This window comes from Pseudoalteromonas phenolica (genome assembly GCF_001444405.1).
GTDB lineage: Bacteria > Pseudomonadota > Gammaproteobacteria > Enterobacterales > Alteromonadaceae > Pseudoalteromonas > Pseudoalteromonas phenolica.
This window is the reverse complement of the sequence record NZ_CP013187.1, coordinates 1,533,624-1,554,487: the sequence shown is the minus strand read 5'-3', so window position 1 is coordinate 1,554,487 and position 20,864 is coordinate 1,533,624. Positions and strand designations below refer to the sequence as shown.

Annotated in this window: 19 protein-coding genes and 1 tRNA gene; 7 read left to right on the top strand and 13 right to left on the bottom strand. The window is 39.6% G+C overall.

Going from position 1 to position 20,864, the window contains the following annotated elements; all coding sequences use genetic code 11:
* Window positions 1–86: 86 nt before the first annotated feature.
* The 7 genes from PP2015_RS06850 to rlmE all read right to left on the bottom strand — a co-directional run bounded on the left by PP2015_RS06850 (window position 87) and on the right by rlmE (window position 6,335).
* Window positions 87–171: transfer RNA gene (locus tag PP2015_RS06850), tRNA-Leu, on the bottom strand.
* A 7-nt stretch (window positions 172–178) separates the two neighbouring features.
* A complete protein-coding gene (gene secG, locus PP2015_RS06845) occupies window positions 179–523 on the bottom strand; it encodes a preprotein translocase subunit SecG (RefSeq protein WP_058029559.1) in 345 nt (114 codons plus the stop codon).
* 1 nt (window position 524) lies between these two features.
* On the bottom strand, window positions 525–1,274 hold the full coding sequence (gene tpiA, locus PP2015_RS06840; RefSeq protein WP_058029558.1) for a triose-phosphate isomerase: 750 nt from the start codon (window positions 1,272–1,274) through the stop codon (window positions 525–527).
* Between the two features lie 78 nt (window positions 1,275–1,352).
* Entirely contained in the window at window positions 1,353–2,693 is a 1,341-nt protein-coding gene (gene glmM / locus PP2015_RS06835; protein WP_058029557.1) for a phosphoglucosamine mutase, read from the bottom strand.
* Window positions 2,690–3,538: a dihydropteroate synthase gene (gene folP, locus PP2015_RS06830; RefSeq protein ID WP_058029556.1), complete on the bottom strand. Its 849-nt coding sequence runs from the start codon at window positions 3,536–3,538 to the stop codon at window positions 2,690–2,692. Before folP ends, glmM begins: the two co-directional genes overlap by 4 nt.
* 154 nt (window positions 3,539–3,692) lie before the next feature.
* Window positions 3,693–5,636, bottom strand: a complete 1,944-nt coding sequence (gene ftsH / locus PP2015_RS06825; protein ID WP_058029555.1) for an ATP-dependent zinc metalloprotease FtsH — start codon at window positions 5,634–5,636, stop codon at window positions 3,693–3,695.
* 69 nt (window positions 5,637–5,705) lie between these two features.
* The gene (gene rlmE, locus PP2015_RS06820) at window positions 5,706–6,335 is read right to left on the bottom strand and encodes a 23S rRNA (uridine(2552)-2'-O)-methyltransferase RlmE (protein WP_058029554.1); all 630 of its coding nucleotides are present in this window, start codon (window positions 6,333–6,335) and stop codon (window positions 5,706–5,708) included.
* Between the two features lie 84 nt (window positions 6,336–6,419).
* Here rlmE and yhbY point away from each other — a divergent pair, with 84 nt between their 5' ends.
* A complete protein-coding gene (yhbY, locus tag PP2015_RS06815; protein WP_058029553.1) occupies window positions 6,420–6,713 on the top strand; it encodes a ribosome assembly RNA-binding protein YhbY in 294 nt (97 codons plus the stop codon).
* A 2-nt stretch (window positions 6,714–6,715) separates the two neighbouring features.
* On the opposite strand, the gene PP2015_RS06810 is transcribed toward yhbY, so the two are convergent.
* Window positions 6,716–7,879 carry a serine hydrolase domain-containing protein gene (locus PP2015_RS06810; RefSeq protein WP_083496537.1) on the bottom strand — a complete coding sequence of 388 codons (1,164 nt, stop codon included), beginning with the start codon at window positions 7,877–7,879 and terminating at the stop codon, window positions 6,716–6,718.
* A 91-nt stretch (window positions 7,880–7,970) separates the two neighbouring features.
* Between PP2015_RS06810 and PP2015_RS06805 the strand changes: the two genes are divergently transcribed.
* The 4 genes from PP2015_RS06805 to PP2015_RS06790 all read left to right on the top strand — a co-directional run bounded on the left by PP2015_RS06805 (window position 7,971) and on the right by PP2015_RS06790 (window position 12,427).
* Window positions 7,971–8,777, top strand: coding sequence for a hypothetical protein (locus tag PP2015_RS06805; RefSeq protein WP_058029551.1), 807 nt, complete (start codon window positions 7,971–7,973; stop codon window positions 8,775–8,777).
* A gap of 130 nt (window positions 8,778–8,907) precedes the next feature.
* Complete coding sequence (locus PP2015_RS06800) at window positions 8,908–9,615, top strand: response regulator (RefSeq protein WP_058029550.1); 708 nt, start codon at window positions 8,908–8,910, stop codon at window positions 9,613–9,615.
* A 74-nt stretch (window positions 9,616–9,689) separates the two neighbouring features.
* Window positions 9,690–10,979, top strand: a complete 1,290-nt coding sequence (locus PP2015_RS06795; RefSeq protein ID WP_058029549.1) for a HAMP domain-containing sensor histidine kinase — start codon at window positions 9,690–9,692, stop codon at window positions 10,977–10,979.
* Window positions 10,980–11,080: 101 nt separating this feature from the next.
* Entirely contained in the window at window positions 11,081–12,427 is a 1,347-nt protein-coding gene (locus PP2015_RS06790; RefSeq protein WP_058029548.1) for a sodium-dependent transporter, read from the top strand.
* Window positions 12,428–12,470: 43 nt separating this feature from the next.
* Here PP2015_RS06790 and PP2015_RS06785 read toward each other — a convergent pair whose 3' ends face one another.
* On the bottom strand, window positions 12,471–12,917 hold the full coding sequence (locus PP2015_RS06785) for a GNAT family N-acetyltransferase (protein WP_058029547.1): 447 nt from the start codon (window positions 12,915–12,917) through the stop codon (window positions 12,471–12,473).
* Between the two features lie 70 nt (window positions 12,918–12,987).
* Entirely contained in the window at window positions 12,988–13,731 is a 744-nt protein-coding gene (locus PP2015_RS06780; RefSeq protein WP_058029546.1) for a sporulation protein, read from the bottom strand.
* Between the two features lie 206 nt (window positions 13,732–13,937).
* On the opposite strand from PP2015_RS06780, the gene PP2015_RS06775 reads away from it, so the two are divergent.
* Together PP2015_RS06775 and PP2015_RS06770 are read left to right on the top strand one after the other, a co-directional pair.
* Entirely contained in the window at window positions 13,938–15,509 is a 1,572-nt protein-coding gene (locus PP2015_RS06775) for a cation:proton antiporter family protein (protein ID WP_058031569.1), read from the top strand.
* 271 nt (window positions 15,510–15,780) lie between these two features.
* Window positions 15,781–16,062, top strand: coding sequence for a hypothetical protein (locus PP2015_RS06770; protein ID WP_058029545.1), 282 nt, complete (start codon window positions 15,781–15,783; stop codon window positions 16,060–16,062).
* 75 nt (window positions 16,063–16,137) lie between these two features.
* Here the strand turns inward: PP2015_RS06770 and PP2015_RS06765 are convergent, their stop codons facing one another.
* From PP2015_RS06765 to PP2015_RS06755, 3 genes are all read right to left on the bottom strand, one after another.
* A complete protein-coding gene (locus PP2015_RS06765) occupies window positions 16,138–17,130 on the bottom strand; it encodes a sterol desaturase family protein (protein ID WP_058029544.1) in 993 nt (330 codons plus the stop codon).
* 173 nt (window positions 17,131–17,303) lie between these two features.
* Window positions 17,304–19,517: a TonB-dependent receptor family protein gene (locus tag PP2015_RS06760; protein WP_058029543.1), complete on the bottom strand. Its 2,214-nt coding sequence runs from the start codon at window positions 19,515–19,517 to the stop codon at window positions 17,304–17,306.
* 12 nt (window positions 19,518–19,529) lie between these two features.
* A complete protein-coding gene (locus PP2015_RS06755) occupies window positions 19,530–20,816 on the bottom strand; it encodes an imelysin family protein (protein WP_058029542.1) in 1,287 nt (428 codons plus the stop codon).
* Window positions 20,817–20,864: the final 48 nt, after the last annotated feature.

Below are 20,864 nucleotides of genomic sequence, written 5' to 3'. Positions count from 1 at the left end.
TTGAATAGTCAAAGTATTTTTATTGATTTCGTCATTAGTAAATTTCAGGCATAAAAAAACCAGCTTATAGCTGGTTTTTTTATAATTGGTGCGGATGGGGGGACTTGAACCCCCACGGCCGAAGCCACCACCCCCTCAAGATGGCGTGTCTACCAATTCCACCACATCCGCAAATTCTTTAGTTAGGAACGTCAGAGTTATTATTGTTCGAAACTGGTACGTCTGATTCAGTAGGTGCAGCTTCTGTTGCTACAGGTGCTGAAAGATTTTCCCACTCATCAGTCTTTTTAATTTGACCAGCTGTTAAGTTACCTAAAATGATGCTCAATACAAAGAAAACAGTCGCTAGGATTGTTGTTGTCTTCGTCATGAAGTTTCCTGCACCTGAAGAGCCGAAAACTGTCGCAGAAGCACCTGCACCGAATGAAGAGCCCATATCTGCGCCTTTACCTTGTTGGATTAAGATCATACCAACTAAAGCTAAAGAAATAATTAGGTAAACAACCAATAATATCTCGTACATTTTATACGTTCCCTAATGCACTTTTGTAAATACTTAAAAAAGCATCCGCCTTAAGACTTGCGCCACCAATTAGGCCACCATCTATATCCGGCTGTGCAAATAACAAATCACTGTTAGAATCATTAACGCTTCCACCGTATAGGATACGAAGCTCATTTGCGATATGACCATCATACTCGGCAATCATATCTCGAATAAATTTATGCACTGCTTGTGCTTGTTCAGGTGATGCTGTTTTACCAGTACCAATTGCCCAAACGGGCTCGTATGCTATCACAGAGTTTGACAGTGATGCTATACCTGAATGCTCAATTACAGCTTTAATTTGCTCAGCAACAACTTGTTCTGTTTCTCCAGATTCTCTTTGAGATTCTGTTTCACCTACACATAAAATCGGTGTTAAGGCATTTTCTTGTGCTTTGCTAAATTTTTTCGCTACAACTTCGTTTGACTCACCAAAAAGGCTACGTCTTTCTGAGTGACCTACAAGAGAAAACTCTGCACCAAGTTGCTTTGCTAGTTCTGCGCTAGTTTCGCCTGTAAATGCACCTGAGTTGTTTTCAGATACAGTTTGCGTGCCAGTTACAAAACCTTTTTCAATTGCCGAGCTTAAAAGCATTGCTGGAGGAAAAACAATAAGAGATGCTTTTTCTTCTATTTGGCTTAGTACCTTTGAAGAAATCTCTTCGACAAGCTCTACCGAACCATTCATTTTCCAATTACCAGCGACAATTGGCTTACGTTGCGACATACGATACTCCGCATCAAAAGCGGGTGAGATACTAACTCGCCTCACCCAAAGTTACAAGAAATAAAATTGAAATTTTGTTTAATTGCTCACAGTTTCAACAACTTCGGCAATTTTTTGAGCGAAGTCTAGCACTTGCTTCTCTTGCTCCGCTTCAACCATGACGCGTACAACAGGCTCTGTACCAGATTTACGAAGAAGGACTCGACCTTTACCAGCAAGCTCAGTTTCTACTTCTTTCACTGCGGCTTTTACTTCGTCGGCTTGTGTTGGATCAGTGCCAGCTTGATACTTTACATTGATCATTTTCATTGGATATTTTTGGAAGCCCGCACCTAAGTCTTTCAATGTCTTATTTTGAGAGACCATGGCCGTCAATACCTGCAAACTTGAGACAATACCGTCACCAGTTGAAATAAGGTCGAGATTCAGTACATGACCTGAACTTTCACCACCAATCTTCCAGCCTTTTTCTTTCAGAAGCTCTATAACGTAACGGTCACCAACTTTACTACGTGCAAAATCAATACCTTTGGCCTTCAGTGCGTTTTCAAGGCCCATGTTTGACATCACAGTACCAACAACACCACCGCCTAAATTATTCTCTTGGTGTGCCTGACACGCGATGATATACACGATGTCATCGCCATCGAATACACGACCATTGTGGTCAACCATCATTACACGGTCGCCATCACCATCGTATGCAATACCAACATCCGCTTTATGCTCTAACACTTTTTGCTTTAAACTATCAACATGCGTTGCACCGCATTCTAGATTGATGTTTATGCCATTAGGCTCACAGGCATGGCAAATAACTTCCGCGCCTAACTCACGCATTACATCAGGAGCAATGTGATAAGTTGCACCGTTTGCACAATCAAGAACGACCTTTAAGCCCTCTAAAGACAATTCATTCGGAAATAAGCCTTTACAAAATTCAATATAACGGCCATCTGCGTTGTCTAGGCGACGTGCTTTACCGAGTTTTTCAGAAGGCACACAAGTCATTTCTTCATCAAGCATAGCCTCGATTTCAAGCTCAACTTCATCTCCAAGCTTTAAACCTTTACCATTGAAGAACTTAATACCATTGTCATGGTATGGGTTGTGAGATGCACTGATCACAATACCTGCTTCAGCACGAAATGTTTGCGTTAAATACGCAACTGCTGGCGTTGGCATAGGGCCAAGTAAAACAACATCAATGCCCGCAGCAATTAATCCTGCTTCTAGTGATGTTTCAAGAAGATAACCTGAAATACGGGTATCTTTACCAATAATTACTTTTTTAGTACCAGATTTAGATAAAACTTTACCAGCTGCCCAGCCTAATTTTAGTGCGAACTCGGGCGTAATTGGAAATTCGCCGACTAGACCTCGAACACCATCAGTGCCGAAATACTTTCTTGTTGTCATAAGGGTGTTACTCCATTTCTTGCTGCTTGCCATACACCAATGACATCAGCCGTTTCTTTCACATCATGAACGCGGATAATATGTGCGCCTTTTTGAGCACATAACAATGCACCAGCTAAACTGGCCGCAACGCGTTCATGTGTTTCTCTATTCAAAAGTTGTCCAAACATAGATTTACGAGATAAGCCTGCCAATAGTGGCAAACCCAGTGTCGAAAATTCTTTGAATTTGTCTAAAATTTCAAAGTTATGATTCAGTGTTTTACCGAAACCAAAGCCAGGGTCAAGTATAATCCTGTTTTGATTAATGCCAGCTTTACTGCACGTTAAAACTCGCTCTTCAAAAAACTGGTTTATCTCTGAAATAAGGTTTTCATAGGTTGGGTTTGCTTGCATCGTGCGAGGTTGACCTTGCATATGCATTAAACAAACGGGTACATCGGAATGTTTTGCTGCAACTTCTAATGCGCCAGGCTCTTGAAGCGCTCTTACATCATTAATAATGTCTGCACCGGCTTCAATGGCCGCTTCCATGACAGCAGCTTTACTGGTATCAATTGAAATCACACAATCAGATGCTTCTCGTATACGCTTGATTACCGGTATAACACGTTGCAGCTCTTCTTGAAGTGCAACGTCAGGTGCACCTGGTCGGGTAGACTCACCACCAATATCCAGAATTTCTGCTCCTTCTTCAATTAAACGCATAGCTTGTTTAAACGCATCCTCAGCAGAATTGTAATTGCCACCATCTGAAAATGAATCAGGTGTAACATTAACAATACCCATGATAATCGGTTTAGTTAAATCAAGCGTTCTGTTTCTTGGAAGAGATAATTGGGTCATGTGATTTAGAAGCGTCCTTTAACGTATTTATTTAACCTAATTCTCAAAAGAAGTTTCGAAATAAAAGGTAAAAATTACTAAACGCAATTCTATATGCTAAGTGAAGAAATTAAAATAAAAAGCCCCGATAAATCGGGGCTCTTATTGAGATTAATTACTCTTTGCTATCATCAAGCTCATTTGTTGGTCTCGATGCTGGCTCAGATTCTGTTGATTCAGGTTCAGGCTTAGCTTCAGGCTTAGAATCAACTTTTGCTTTAGGCTCAGGTTTCTGATCGTGCGCATCACGAGGTGGACGCACCTCTTTGCGTTCCATAAGGTCGTCAATTTGACCTGCATCGATGGTTTCATACTTCATTAACGCATCTTTCATGCTGTGCAGGATATCCATATTGTCTTTTAGGATTTGTTCTGCACGATCGTAGTTACGAGTAACAAAGTCTTTGATTTCAGAGTCAATCAACTTAGCTGTTTCATCTGACATACCAGACATACGGTGAGAACCACCACCCATGTACATTTCGCCTTGCTCTTCTAGGTACATTTGAGGACCAAGTTTAGAACTTAAACCCCATTGAGTAACCATTTTCTTAGCGATGTCTGTTGCACGCTCGATATCATTACTTGCACCAGTGGTAACTTTGTCATCACCATAAATCAATGCTTCTGCAATTCGACCACCATATAGGCTTGAAAGCATAGATTCTAAATGTTCTTTAGAATGACTTACGCGATCTTGCTCAGGTAAGTACATTGTCACACCTAGTGCGCGACCACGAGGAATAATTGATACTTTGTAAACTGGATCATGTTCTGGTACCAGACGGCCCACAATGGCGTGACCAGCTTCGTGGTAAGCGGTCATTTCTTTCTCGTGCTCGCTCATCACCATAGATTTACGCTCAGCACCCATCATGATTTTATCTTTGGCTGCATCAAACTCAGCCATGCTCACTTTGCGCTTGTTGCCACGCGCAGCAAATAATGCAGCTTCATTTACAAGGTTTGCAAGGTCTGCACCTGAGAAACCAGGTGTACCACGTGCAATCACTGATGCTTGTACATTTTCATCTAGTGGTACTTTGCGCATATGAACATTAAGAATTTGCTCACGGCCTCTAATGTCTGGTAAACCAACCACAACTTGACGGTCAAAACGGCCAGGACGAAGTAGTGCAGGGTCAAGTACGTCTGGGCGGTTAGTAGCAGCAATCACGATAATGCCTTCATTACCCTCAAAACCGTCCATTTCTACAAGCATTTGGTTTAGTGTTTGTTCACGCTCATCGTGACCACCGCCCATGCCAGCACCACGCTTACGACCAACAGCATCGATTTCATCGATGAAGATGATACAAGGAGCTGCTTTCTTTGCTTGTTCGAACATATCACGAACACGTGATGCACCTACACCTACGAACATTTCTACAAAATCAGAACCTGAAATTGTAAAGAAAGGCACTTTAGCTTCACCAGCAACTGCTTTAGCAAGTAGTGTTTTACCTGTACCTGGAGGACCTACCATTAGTACGCCCTTAGGAATGCTACCACCTAATTTTTGGAATTTAGAAGGGTCACGTAAGAAGTCTACAAGTTCTGTAACATCTTCTTTTGCTTCGTCACAGCCAGCAACATCAGCAAATGTTGTCTTAACTTGATCTTCGCCCATTAAACGCGCTTTACTCTTACCAAATGACATAGCGCCTTTGCCGCCACCGCCTTGCATTTGACGCATGAAGAAAATCCATACACCAATAAGCAATAACATTGGGAACCATGAGATAAAGATGTTTGCTAGGAATGACTGCTCTTCAGGTGCAACGCCCTTGACGTTTACATCATTTTTAAGCAAATCGTTAATTAAATCCTCATCATACATAGGCATGATCGTCTGGAAGCGTTCACCGTTTCCTTTAACACCTGAGATAGTGCCTGTACTTCTGTCGATGTTTACATCACGTACTGCACCACTACGCACTTCTTTTACAAACTGCGTGTAACTCGTTTGACGATCAATTTGATCGTTTCCATTGAAGCTCTGGAACACTGTCATCAGCACAACTGCGATAACCAACCAGAGTATTAAGTTCTTTGCCATGTCGCTCAAGGAGTTAACCTCTTGTATCTAAAAATTATTTAAATTCAACTATAATGCACTTCAACTGTACTACAGTTTGTAACCTGTCGCCACTATATATACTTCTCTAGATCGTGGACGCGATGCTTTAGGTTTACGAATTTTGACCACTTTAAAACAATTACGTACTTCTTGTACAAATTGATCAAAACCTTCACCTTGGAAAACTTTTACTGCAAATGCGCCATTCGGTTTTAGCACCTGATGGCACATATCTAACGCTAGCTCAACTAAATACATACTACCAGCTTGGTCTGTACTCATGTTGCCACTCATATTCGGCGCCATATCTGAAAATACCACGTCAACATTTTTGCCATTAATACGACCTAATAATGCATCAAGTACCGATTCTTCTCTGAAGTCGCCTTGTAAAAAGTCTACGCCAGCCAATGAATCCATGGGTAAAATGTCACAAGCAATAACCTGCCCTTTATCACTCACTTCTTCAGCTAGATATTGCGACCAACTTCCTGGTGCTGCACCCAGATCCACTACAGTCATACCAGGTCTAAGAAGTTTATCTTTCTGTTGTATTTCTTCTAATTTGAAAATTGCACGTGAACGGAAACCTCGTTTTTGTGCTTCATGAACATAAGGATCATCAACATGTTCTTTTAACCAGCGTTTTGAGCTCGCTGAGTGCTTTTTATTTGCCATATTAACTGCAACTCATTAGTAATATTCTCTAGATGGCGGTAGAATAGCGATAATTCAAGCCTAAGATTAGTAAATATTACCAATATGACATTATCAAATAAACAGAAACAGTACCTAAAAGGTCTAGCTCACCCACTAAAACCAGTAGTTTTACTAGGTGCAAATGGGCTAACTGAAGGCGTAATGTTAGAAATTGATCATTCTTTAGACATTCACGAATTAATCAAAGTGAAGGTACCTACGAATGACAGAGAAACTAAGCAACTCATTTTTGACGCAATTGTAAGAGAAACAAAAGCGCATAAAGTACAAGTGATTGGTCACGTTATCGTGTTATATCGCCAAAGCGAAGATAAGAAAATTCAACTTCCTCGCTAAGCTTACTCGTCAACAGCATCTGCTGTTGACGTTTCCTTCCACTCAATCGCCTTTTTAATAAATTCAACTGTTAATTCGTTGATTAAGCCACTCTCAGCGTTAAGCAACATACTATAGCCTATGTTCATTGATGGAATGACCACAATATCTGTTCGATAACCCTGAACCCATCCACTATGATAAAACAATAATGTGCCTTCAAAGTCGTATATTCGCCAACCTAATCCATAGTGCGCTTCTTTAACATGCTTTCGCCAAATTCGTCTTTTAAGCTCTCTCTTTGTTTGCACATAAGGCCTTGATTGAACGGTCAATGCATCTAATGACAATACTTTCGGAAAGTGCCCTAATTGGGCTTTTAGCCAAAACACCATATCTGCAGCACTTGCATTCACACCAGCAGCAGGGAGCACTTTGTAATAATTGCTTTTTAATCTAGCTGTATGCCATCGCTTTCTACCCAGAACATGAGGTGCTGCGAAATTTTTGTCTTTAGTTAAGTTTTCTAACCCTACACCACCATCTCGCATTCCAAGAGGCGCAAATAAAAACTCTTCAACCCAGGTTTTGTAATCTAGGCCTGTTTTGGCTTTTATCACCCTATCAATCAAACTGAACATCACATTTTGATAGCCGTAACATATACTAGGTTTACAAATAGGCTGAATATCAAAAAGCTTATCTGTAATATCTATGTAACTCATTCTAGATTCAACCAAGTTATCATAAGCATTAGGCACGATACCGCTAGAATGGCTCAATAAATTGTAAACCTTAAGATTTTCAAATCTTGAATCGCGTGCTTGCGGCAAGTAATGACTGATTGCTCGGTCTAAATCAATTTTTCCTTCAGCTGCTAATTTAGCGGTTAATGAACCCGCGAATGTTTTTGATACTGATGCCAAGCGAAATCGCGTATGCGCATCAACTTTTCGACCTTGCTTGACTTTAGTGCGTCCAAAGCCCTTTTGAAAATAACTATCTTCTCCTTGAACGATACTTAATGCCGCACCTGGTATGGATTTTTCTTTTAGTTTTGTTTCGACTTGCTTAGAATAGCGATTTACAAATTGCTGCCACTGTTGTTGTTCAGTATTTTCGTTTTTATTTGATGCCAAACATTCAACGGTGAAGAGCCCCATAACTGCGTAAATCAGGGTCTTCATAAAAATTGCTCCTGTTTTCATAACGGCATTCTAACATTTTGTCGTTTGTTGTCTTGTGTTTGGGCATAAATTATTAATCTGAGGAAATTTAATGCGTAAGTTGTCGATACTTGGAATTGGTTTATTACTTAGTTCTGCATGTAGCTTTACCCCTCAGTTGGCGCCAGAACTCAAACTACCTAAAAAGCCTTTATTAAAAAAAGAAGTCGTTTTTTTGACTTATAAGACCAAAAAGAATCCGGTGAGAATAAAATCAGTGCAACTACCTGCTCACCCAATTTACAAAAATAACCGTGTCTGGGTTGACCCTAAGTCTCTTCAACTAACGGAATCACAATATCAAGTTGTAATCGACCAGCTTTCTGAATTAGGTTTAGTCATAGCCAATAATAACGACGCTGATTATATTCTTAACGTGCAGCAACTTTCAGTAGAAAGAACTAATGATATTGATTTGCAGCTGGAGTCGAACAAAAAGATAAAATCAAAAAGCGCTGATGTAATAAAAAATAATCAATCCAAACAATGTAGCAACTATGAAGTTAAAGTCAGCTTTCGCTTAAATCACAAAAAAAGCGCGGATGTTGTTTGGATTGCGCAGGCAAATATAAACAGCCAAACTTTTATAGATGAACCCGTTGTGTATAAGTTTACACAGCAGCAGGTGATTACAAATGAACAAGCCGTTGTAGATTTTATCAATTTACATAATACAGAAACCGCTCGTAAACAACGATTTGATCAAAAAGTCTCAATACCCAAGTACCAAGTCGTTTATCAAACTTCGCCTTTAACAAAAGTATCTGGTTTATGCAATAATCAGGAGGTTGCTGCTGTGACAAATAATATTGAAGCACATCTTATCGCTGAGCTAATGGCGAAGCTAAAAGTGCGTTAAACATTTTTTTACAGTATTCAAGCAGTTTTGTTGCTTATAATTCTTATAATAAATCAAAATAAAATTGCCTGAATACCTTCACTGTAAATGTATAGTGCATTTTTAAGTGATTGGTTTTAGTGAGGGAAACATGGAAAACTACGCCACTATTTTACTTGTTGAAGATGATGAGTCTTTGGCTCAATGGGTAGCCGAATACCTAGATAACCAAGGTTATACTACACATATATGTCACAGAGGCGACAAAGCTGTGGCCATGGTTAAAGATGTGTCTCCTGACATTGTGCTGCTTGATATTATGCTTCCAGGTCAAGATGGTATTAGTGTTTGTCGAGATCTGCGCCAGTTTTACAGTAAGCCGATCGTAATGATGACAGCCAAAGACGAGGAAATGGACGAAGTTATCGGCTTGGAGGTTGGAGCCAGTGATTATGTTATCAAACCTGTTAGACCTCGTGCGCTGCTTGCAAGGATCAAATCTCTACTCAGAGCTGCTGAACAATCATCTTCCACAGCAGAGGTCGATGATGACAACATTCAAGTCGGTGCATTACACATTGATACTTTAGCCAGAAAAGTAACCGTTGACGGGTCTGAAGTTGCGATTTCGAGTGCTGAATATTTATTACTGCACTTTTTAGCAAGTAATGCGGGTGAGGTAGTCTCTCGAGATGCGGTATTTAAAGCAACCAAAGGCCGAGAATACGATGGTTTAGACAGAAGCGTTGATGTCCTTATATCCGCACTTAGAAAGAAGTTTAATGATGACCCTCAGCATCCAGAAAAATTCAAGACAGTCTGGGGAAAAGGTTATTTAATGGTACCAACTGCTTGGTGATCTAACCTTTGAAATTGAGACCAACATTCTCAGGAATGTTGGTTTTGTCCTTCTTATAGTTTGGCGTTACCAATTTGAAAAAACTCTACCTTTATTTACTTACCAGTGCGCTTTTATCTATCGTCGTTTTAGGCTGGCTAATTGATACGTTTAATCAACAAGCCTTCTCTCCAGATGATAACTTTCATTGGCAAAGAAATATAACAGGTGGGTTCATCAAACAACTGGAAAGACAGCCGGCGAAGCAACGTGCTTCATTCGCCAACACAATCAGTCAAGAGTTTTCACTAAACGTAAGTTATAAAGATGGTCAAAGTCTTGCCCTTCCCTCTGAGCTAAAAAACGAAATGTTTACCCCTCAAGGTCTGCTTCTTGAAGACGAGATTGGCTTTTATCTACTTAAATCATCCGAAAATCTTATGCCAGATTATGTCGAGTTGCGTCTTTCAAAACCAGAACAAGAGCAAAACAGTGATGCGCTACTGACCTTGTTATTTTATTCTGGTGTATGTACTTTTATGTGGTTCATATTGTCACCGCTCGCTAAACGGCTGAACGTCTTAACAAGTAAAGCGAAACAGTTTGCTGCCGGTGATTTTTCTGCTCGTATTAACCCAAACCATTTTACTTACATTAAAGACGTTGAACTTACATTTAATGGCATGGCGAGCAAAATCGAAAAGCTGATGGCAGAAAACAAACTTATGGCTTCAAGTTTATCTCATGACATTCGAACGCCTGTTGCCTGTATGCGTTTCGCTTTGGATGCAGCCATAGATGAGCCTGACAATAAAAAGGTGAATGAAATTCTACTTAGAATGGAAAAAGACTTAGATCAAATGGAGGATATGCTGAAGTCTTATTTATCCTTTGCAACATTAGAGCAAAAGTCTCATTTATTAAATTTTGAAACAACACAAGCCTCTCATTACTTACATGATGTCAGCTTACAAATTCAGCCTAAACTTCAAAAAGCTGAACTGTCGTTACTGACAGAACTGAATACCAAATTCGAAATAACTGCAGACTTACATTGGCTAGCCCGTGCTATTACTAACTTACTCAGTAATGCTTGTGATTTTGCTACCAAGCATATACAAATTTCTAGTTACTATGACTCACAATATATTTACATAGAAATAGAAGACGATGGCCCGGGTATAGCGCCAGAGAACTGGCACAAAGTATTTAGTCCTTTCTTTCAAGAAGAAAATCACCGAAATCGTGCAGGAAAAAGCTATGGACTTGGACTTGCGATTGTCAATAAAGTGGTAGATTGGCATCATGGCAAAGTCTCTGTATCTCAGTCTGAAAGCTTAGGTGGCGCTAAATTTACGATACAACTACCAAAAAGACCGAACTGATCATCATTTATGATGTATTGATTTCAGACAAGGTCTTTTTATTTTTCATCATTTGCAGTAGATTGACAGCCATCCCTTAGAATATAAAAGAATAACAACATATGAGTAGTATTAGAGGCGAGTTCAGTTCTCGCTTTGGCTTTATTATGGCTGCCGCAGGATCGGCTGTTGGACTTGGTAACATTTGGGGCTTCCCAACTCAAACCGCCTCTAACGGTGGAGCTGCATTCGTCCTAGTTTATCTTATTTTAGCTTTTTGTTTAGCTTACCCGGCTTTAATGGCCGAATTAGTCATTGGTCGTCATGGCCAAGCGAACGCCGTGTCTTCTTTACAAAAATTAGCTAACTCACCATTACAGAAAAAATTTGCATTTACCGTTGGTTTTGGCGGTATTATTTGTGCAGGTTTGATCCTTAGTTTTTATGCTATTGTTGCCGGCTGGATGTTTAGCGCTACGGTTGAGCCAATTGCTGCAGTAACTGGCCTTGTAAGTACATCGACATGGCTTAACACTCAGTCACTTCCACGCGACCTTATATTTACTAGCTTATTCATTATCTTGACAATTGCCATCATTAGTAAAGGCGTTGAAAACGGCATTGAGAAGTGGTCAAAGCGCCTAATGCCAGCTCTGCTGAGTATTTTAGCACTGCTTATAATCTATGTAATGACTCAAGAAGGCGCAATGGAGGGCTTAAAGGCCTATTTAGTGCCAGATTTTAATTCTTTATTAGATCCGCAACTTTTGGTTAGCGCACTTGGTCAAGCGTTTTTCTCACTGTCTTTGGGTACAAGTGTGATGATTATTTATGGCTCTTACATAAGCAAAAAAGAAAACTTAGTTTCATTGGGTGCCTATGTCACGCTTATTGACGTACTGATTGCATTTGTAGCAGGTCTTTTAATTATTCCTGCTATGTATGTAGCACAAGCGCAAGGTGTGGCTATTTTCTCCGAATCTGGCGCACTGCTATCTGAAGACACTTTAGTGTTCCAAGTATTGCCTGCTCTTTTTACTAGCATGGGAGATATTGGCTATTTTGTTGGCTTTGCTTTCTTTGCTCTTATGAGTATTGCAGCTCTGACGTCGTCTATTTCAATGCTTGAAGCGCCCGTCTCTTATGCTGTTGAAAAATTTGCATTGGGCCGTGTTCAAGCTACATGGATAATCGGCGGGATCATTTCTCTTGTCAGTTTCACCATTATTTTTAACTTCTCAGCTTTATTCGGTTTTGTGATAAGCCTGACAACGCAATTCTCTCAACCGTTAATTGGCATGCTTTGTTGTATTTTTGTTGGTTGGATCTGGCATAGAAATAAACTACTCGCTGAGATTAAAAATGGTCATGCTGAAGCAGAAAGTACACTGTTTTGGAAAGTCTGGCCTTGGTACATCAAGTTTGTATGCCCATTAGCTATTGCAATGGTGTTTATACATTCGTTCTAATCAGAGCTAGAAATCTAAAAAAGCGAGTAATAAACTCGCTTTTTTATTGTGCTAATTCCATATCTGTATGTGGTATCCCGTCTTCAAGATAACTGTCAGAGATCGGTTTAAAGCCTAACCTTTGATAAAAAGGTGCAAGATGTGTCTGTGCACTCAGTTGTACTTTGCATTCAGGCCATAATTTAGCACATACATTCAATGACTCCTTCATCAATACTGATGCGAGACCTTTCCCTCTGTTTTGTTCAGTAATAATTACTCTACCAATCGCAGTAACCTTCGACGCTTTTAGATAGCAACGTGAATATGCGACGACCTCACCATCATTATCTAAACAGTAAATATGTTGCGTCTCTTCCAAAATATCAACGTCATCTAATTCAGGGTAAGCGCACGCTTGCTCAACAACAAAAATATCCACTCTAGCTTTAGCAAGCTTATAAAATGTCAGAGTATCTAACTCCGAAAATTTCTTTGTATACCAATTCATGTTTTTCACCGATAAAAAAACCTAGCTAAACCATGCTAGCTAGGCTTTTAATAAAATAATAGGTACGAATTTAGTTAAATAGTCTTTCTAACTGATCACATAATTGAGATACATTCACATGGTCATGCTCAATCGTTAGATCAACATACCCATCGCCTCTAAATGCACGATCAAGTTCTATTAATACGTGAGTTTTGTGTGCTTCAGGCACAAATGATAACTCAATCTCTTGAATACCAAATAAAGAACGGCTATTTGGCCTATATTCTAGCTCTTGATAGCAACCTGATGTTGATTGAAAGCTAGAGGCTCTCAGATACCCTTTTTCAACATCCGCTTTTACTAAGCTGAAACCGAGTTTGTCCATGGCCTGCATACAAGCTTTGACAGCTTCGTTCGGGTAAATATGCAAAGTGTCTTTGTCATTAGGATCAATGGCCAAATCAATATCCAGACCGGTTTCAACCCAAACAAACGAATGATTATAGCCAGCGTTTAGCTCAGTGATCGGAGTTTCTGAATGCAGCCTAGCTTCAAACGGGATTACTTTCTTTTCCCCAGGCGAAATTACAAATTGCTCTGAAATACGCCACTTATCTAAAACATGATTGGTAAAATATTCGCCATCATCTGACTCAACTTTGACTCGAGTCATCAGTGCTAATTCTAAGCCGGATACCTGTTGTTCAACATCTCCGCCTTCAACAATAATTTGTGCTTGAAACTTTTGACCTGGATATAAGTGCTCAGTTTCTAAAATAGTATCGACCTTCGCAGCCCCGATACCCACAGATGCAAGGATTTTTTTAAACATCGCCTCTCCTGTAGAGATTATTCCTTCTAACTGCATCTTAACCACATTTATTAAATCTTGTCAGCGAAAATTTTTGTTTTTAATGCAAATATCTATCACTGATAACAAGTTAGTCAGATTTTACGCAGTATTAGCCTAAAGTTTTGATTTATAAATCAGTCAGTTTTGCTAATATGACTAATCAATTTCGCTTAAATATATTGAATATGGAACTGTTGTTTTTTGCTGTCGCATTCGCTTGCGGATTTTCTATTTACCAACTCAAGTTACCACCATTAATTGGTTTTTTAATGGCTGGGTTTGTCTTGAACCTTATGGGTCATCAGACAACTGATTTACTCACACAGTTAGCTGATCTCGGTGTCACAATTCTTTTGTTTAGCATTGGCCTAAAACTAAAAGTTGGTAATTTAGTTAAGCCTCAGGTCTGGGGTCCAGCAACACTGCACATTGTTTTAAGCACTGCATTTTTTGCCAGCCTGTTATTGTTATTAGGTGCGGCTTCACTGCCCCTATTCAGCACTTTAGATACCTCAAGTGCTTTGCTTGTGGGTTTTGCATTTAGCTTCTCAAGTACCGTATTTGCGGTAAAGGTACTAGAAGAGCGCGGTGAAATGTCTGCCTTACATGGTAAAATAGCCATTGGCATCTTGGTTATGCAAGATATTTTCGCGGTTATCTTTTTGGCTGTCAGCACGGGGAAAATGCCAAATATCTGGGCGCTTGGACTTTTAGTCGCACTGCCTTTATTCAGACCCGTCATGTTCTGGGTGCTAAATCGCTCTAAACACGGTGAACTGTTACCTCTCTTCGGTTTTTTCTTCGCCTTGGTAATTGGCTACCATGCTTTCGAATTTGCAGGGTTAAAAGGCGATTTAGGTGCTCTTATCATAGGTATGATGTTTGCCCCACATAAAAAAGCCAGTGAGTTATCTAAATCATTACTCAATGTGAAAGACATTTTACTTGTCGGCTTTTTCTTAAATATTGGCCTAAACGCAAATATTACACCTAATGCACTGTTAGTTGCGGTTATGCTAATTTTAGTTTTACCAATTAAAGTAATTATGTATTACGTATTAACGAACCTATTTAAGCTAAGAGCACGCACCTCTTTGCTGAGTGCATTCACACTTTCAAATTATAGCGAGTTTGGTTTAATCGTTTGTGCCGTAGCAGCTTCTACAGGGTTAATAACTAGCGATTGGTTAGCTGTTGTAGCGATAGCAGTTTCTATTACCTTTGTCATTGCCTCTCCCCTTAATAAACGCGCAAATGAGTTATACGTGAAACTCGAGCCTTGGTTATTGAGATTTGAAAGCGACAAGCGATTAGAAGAAGAGCTACCGGTTAATTTAACCGACACTAAAATTGTAATCTTCGGTATGGGCAGAATTGGTACGGGTGCTTATGAAACCATAGAAGCGTCGCACCCTGGTAAGGTAGCTGGTATTGATATCAAACCGGAAGTCGTTGAAAAGCATGTGAAGCGCAACCGTCGTGTTTTACTCGCTGATGCGACAGATCCGGATTTCTGGCAGCGCATGAATCACTCTGACGTTGACATGGTTATGTTAGCCATGCCTAAACATATGCAAAACATTTTTGCTTTAGAACAATTGAGAGCATCGGGTTTCAGCGGTCGTGTAAGTGCAATTGCATACTATCCAGACCAACAGCGTGAGCTTGAAGAAATGGGGGTAGAATTTACCTATAACTTCTACTTAGAAGCTGGTAGTGGCTTCGCTGAACATGTTAGTCAAAAAATATTTAATTAATATGAATAATAGTTATCAGTATCGTACTGGGTACTGATAACTATTTCTATTTACCTCTCAACAACTTACATCTAGACGTCTAACTATACTAATTCTTTAAAATGCAAGCCGATTTACAAAGCTTTACAAGTGCCGTAGAAATCATGCTCAAAAAAAGAGTAAACTGGAACGGTCTTATGAGCTAAGTCTCTATTTTAAACACAATTTTTGTATAAATCAGACAGACATTAAGCTCTTATTTTTTGGAATTTTTGGCAAGCGAGAGGCATTGATGCGTAAAAGTAAGGCAGAATTAAATTTTTCGGCCGTGGTGGATGACGTTAAAGCAAGTCCTTTTATGGATCTGCAAAGCCGACTTGACGAGCTGCAGGACAACGGAATGACAGCGCTGACAATTCGCACTGTACTATTTAATAAAATGTTAGATATGCACAGTGTTCCTGCTGATCATTTTTTGAGAAAAGAATCAGCCCCATCTAGATTAGATGACCCGAAAATAATTGAAACACTTAATGACCTTGGCTTTTATAAACAAAGCAAAGTCGTTCATTAATTAATTGGGGAGCCTACTCTCCGACTTATAGGCTGGCAATGCCCGTCGCCAGCCTATCTTCTTTCCTACTGAGTATTACTTATTTGTTTCTTTCTCTTTTAAAACTTCTTTTTTAATAACTTTCTTAGGTATAAGAGTGAGAACAGCTAGCTTTATTGGTAACCAATAAATTGCATAAACAGAATCATGTTTAGCGTCATATTTACCAACGCCAATACTTACTTTGCCAGCCTCAGATGCTTTTATTAAAGTCCCACCTAGCTTGTCCCAAATAGCCAATGCTGAACCTAAGTTAGTATCAAAGTGCTTAGGATTATCGCTGTGATGAACCTGATGTTGAGCTGGGCTAATAAACCACCCTTCTAATTTGTCTCCCCAACTAAACCAAATGTGGGAGTGTCTTAAATTAGCACCAAAAATATTAAACAAGAATACAAAGGCATTTGCACCTAGAATGTCGAACATGCTCAACGAAGTGCCAAATAGATGAAAGCCCACACCAACAGCGATCCCCTGCGTTACAGCCATTCTACAAGCATATAAATAGCTCTCAACAGGATGGGTTCGATAAATAGTAAATGGTGTCAGCACCTTCGCTGAGTGGTGAACTTTATGGAACTCCCATAAAAATGGCACTTTATGAAGTAACAAATGCAATAAATATCGGGTGAAATCATCAAGCAAAAATAGTATGAGTGTAAAAAAAGCAATCACACTTGCTTCTGGCCACTGCAACATAAGCGGTTTACCGAGCACCCATTCTAGAAAATCTGTAACAGCTATCGCAACTGGTACCATTGTTAATACGAGCGGGGCAAACGTTGCAGCTTTAATTACTTTATTAGTTATTAACAGTGTGTAATCTAATTTCGCACTTTTACACAACCAAACATCTCTAGGAAATAAAAAACGCAAAAAACCTTTACCACTTTTCGACTTTTCAATTTGTGCATAAACAAAAAACGCCATAACAACCGCACTAAGTAAATACGGAATATATATGCGCTTGTTAGCGTCAATTAGATAGGAAGGCAATGCTGATAAGTCTTGCCAAATTTGCTCTAACACACATTCTCCCTTAACACTGAAATATAGAGATGTAATTTTGTTTTAATGGACACGATATATTATGACACATGAAAATTTATAAAAACTTATGTATTTATATCGTTCTGTATTACGCTAAAAAATTATACGAAAAAGGGCCACAAGTGGCCCTTATTAATACAAATAAAAATCTGTTAAAACTGATATTTATAACCGAATATAACTTGTCTTGGTTTGCCAGGACGTGCACCATAAGGTCGGCGACTCACTACTTTCTCTTCATCAAGTAAGTTATCAATCTTAAGATAGATACGTCCATACTTATCAAAATCGTAACCCGCAGATATATCAACCGTAATAGCACTATCAGTTTTCGCACCATTTAGACCATCAGCAATAATGTCGCCATTATCATCAACAAGGTCACCAGCTCTTTCTTGCATTGAAGAAACATTCTTAATGCTTAAATTGGTGTACCACTCGCTTGCCTCAAGACCAATATTAAATGCAAACTGATGCTCAGGAACATATGGAAGGCTGTCACCAGACGTCACTTTACCCCATTGATCAAAGTCTGATGTGAAATTTGTTTTAAACTCACCTTTAGTGTATGTATAAACAAAGCCATAAGGGATATCTATTTGTAGGTTCAGAGGATAGCGCTGAGAAAATTGTGTTTCTAGGCCGTATACATCAACTTCACCACCATTGAATTCTTGGTCTATTGCCTCATCGATACCACAATTTGAAAATCCACAACTTTCTTTTAAATTGCTGTAGTCATTGAAGAATGCAACAGCTTCGAATTGCGTTATTCCATCATTAAATCGACCACCAAACTCATAGTTAACACTCTTTTCAACTTCGATATCTGCAGCTTGTTTAGGACTACTTGGAACAAAGCCTTGGTGCACACCAAACAATAAACCAGAGTCATCATTTAATTGATAAAAACCACTCACGCCTGGTAACCAGATCGTAGTCTTTTTCTTTTGCCAATCGTCAGTATCTTTTTTATCTGTATAGTACATGTCCATGCTTTCGCCGCGTACACCTGCAGATACAGTTAAATGACCCAGCGTCACAGTATCTTCAATGTAAACTGAAAGCGCTTTCGTGTTTTCGATATTTGTCGTGGTGAATACAGCTTCTTCAGCTGTTTTTAGCGCAAAACCGTCTTCCATTTCATATGTTTCAGTAAAGTGCTTACGTTCTATTTCATCTTCATGTAAACGAACACCGAAAGCAAGCTTGTGCTCAACACCCTGAATTGAGAAGTCATAATTACCATCAACTTGAATACCCTGAGAGAAGTATTCGCGATCATTGGTACCCATTAGTAAATAATGCGTTGTGCTGCCTGATTCTACTGAGTTTTGTGTGCCAGAGATAACTGCGTATTCTCTTTCATATTTTTCAGGGTTAGCCAAAATAGCTGACAAACTAGCTTGCGAGCCTACTAACTTACTAAGCTTCAACCAAGCTCGTTCATAATCATGTCGATAAACACGGGTTGTCATTGATAAATTATCGTCTGACATATTGTGCGAAAACATGAACTGCTGGTGTTTAGTGTCCATTAATGCCGGCTGAGTCGCTGCATAACGTCTGTATGGGTTTTCAGCAAAATCTGCATCAGTTAGACCTAAATATGTTTCGTCTGACTTTTCATCAGCATATGACAGTTTAAGCCCAAACGTATGGTCTACCCCATCATTAGTCAATTGATAGTTAAATTTAGCTAAAAGGTCATTTTTATCGAAGCCTGTGTTACCACCACCATCTAATTCTTTAAAGCCATCAGCTTTTAGATTTACGCCTTCGACTAAAAAACCTACGTTATTAACAACTGAGCCAAAGTGCCCATGTACTTTTTGATACCCGTCAGTTCCTCTTGCTATATCGATACCACCTTCAGTGAACTCAGGTACTTGCCTAGTCACAAAGTTAAGCGCACCAGCCACGGTTTGAGGACCATGCTTTATGGCTGCTGGCCCTTTAAATACTTCAACCGCAGTCATACGCGTAGGTACTGGAAAATAGTACGCTGCTGACGCAGAATAAGGAGAAGGCCCAATCAATACACCATCTTCCATTATTGTTATCTTTTTGCTTCGCTCGGGTGTTACCCCTCTAAAGCCAATATTTGGACGCAGACCATAACCATCTTCTTCCCTAATATTTACGCCAGGTACTTTACTTAAAATACGGTGAATATCATCATACTCAAACTTCTCAAGCTCAACTTCTGTTAGCAAAGTCGTTGAACCCGCCTCTGTGCGAAGTTTATCTGTATGGCTTAGTATTGTAATGTGTTCAATATTATCACCGCTCGTTTCCTGTTTATTATCAGCAAACGCAGAGGTCGCAATACTTGCTACAGCTAATGCTAAAAGTGTTTTTTTCATAGAACTCGCTCTTTAATCGTTGTCGCCTGCTGAAGTTTTAGGTAGTTCAAGTGCTAACTTATTAATGAAGTCATGCTTGAATTGATCTGTTATATCCTTAACTTTAGCGTGAGTGTGCTCAACTTTTTCTTTTTCATTTACAAGTGCTTGCTGCAAGTTGCCGTCAATTGCATCAATTGCTGCATTTGAATCCTGAATCCCTTTCAACATGGCTTCTTTTATATCAGAACCACTTTCAAAATCTAAGAAATCATCAAAACCAGTTGTATTTTCTGCAGCTGTGCCATTGCCAGTAAATAACTTTTCAAATGCAGCTAGATTCGCTTTCATATTTGCTAAAGAGTTAGCAGCCACTGGCGATTCTACATCTTCTGCACACGCTTCTAGGCCGCAAGAGTTGCTGAAGTAGCCAAGAGGAAGCGCCAACTTTTGGTCTTTTAATTGTTTATCAGCATAAAACATTGCATTAGTAATTACATTTACCGCAGCATGCGCACTGTCAAAGCTGTTGCCTGGCTCACCCGCTTTTTTAAGTTCAAGGGCATAGCCAGTTTCACCCTGCCATTTTTCTAATAAAACTTTTGAGTTATCAACTAAATCATTTGCTACTTCGAGTGCAAACTCACAACGAGCAACACGACGTTCACCATCAGTTCGACTATTCCAATCAGCAAGCGCATCATTAGCAATTGAGCAGCTGTGATCCAATTCTGTGCTAAATAACAAGTGTTCTAAACTGACTAAACCTCGACGAGTTGCTGTTCGGTTTTTAATATCATACGGGCGGCTTTCATCTAAATTGATGACACCATCTTCGAAATATGCTGTGTCTTGGTCAACGCCACACGTACTCTTTGCAGGCCATGAATAAATTAAATTTCTTAGCTCACCTTCATTCGTCGCAAGCGGACCTACCTGCATCAGTTCTGCTTGTTGCCAGATTGCAGTTGTAATTCTCCAACTCGATTGAGCCACTGCAAGCGCATCTAACCTAGCTTGTTCCTCGCTTTCTCCTGCAGCAACCGATTTTTCAACATCGCAGTAAGCTGCTAATGTTGTACTATTTTTCTCTGCTTGTTCCTTAAATGAAACGAAAGTAGGTGTCATTACGTTATCAACTAAGTTAGCTAATAAGGCCGTTTCATCGAAGCTTGTTGTACTTCCACCGTTATCGACAACTGGTGTGCCACCATCAAAGTTTTCACCTTGACTGCTCGAAGTGCTCTCTGAGCATGCTGCCAGGCCAAGTATTAAAGAAGTAGCTAAAGCCAATGGCTTAAGTTTTGCGGATCTCAACATAAAATTAATCCTAAAATCTCGAATCATAGATACAGAAAAAGGTTAGTA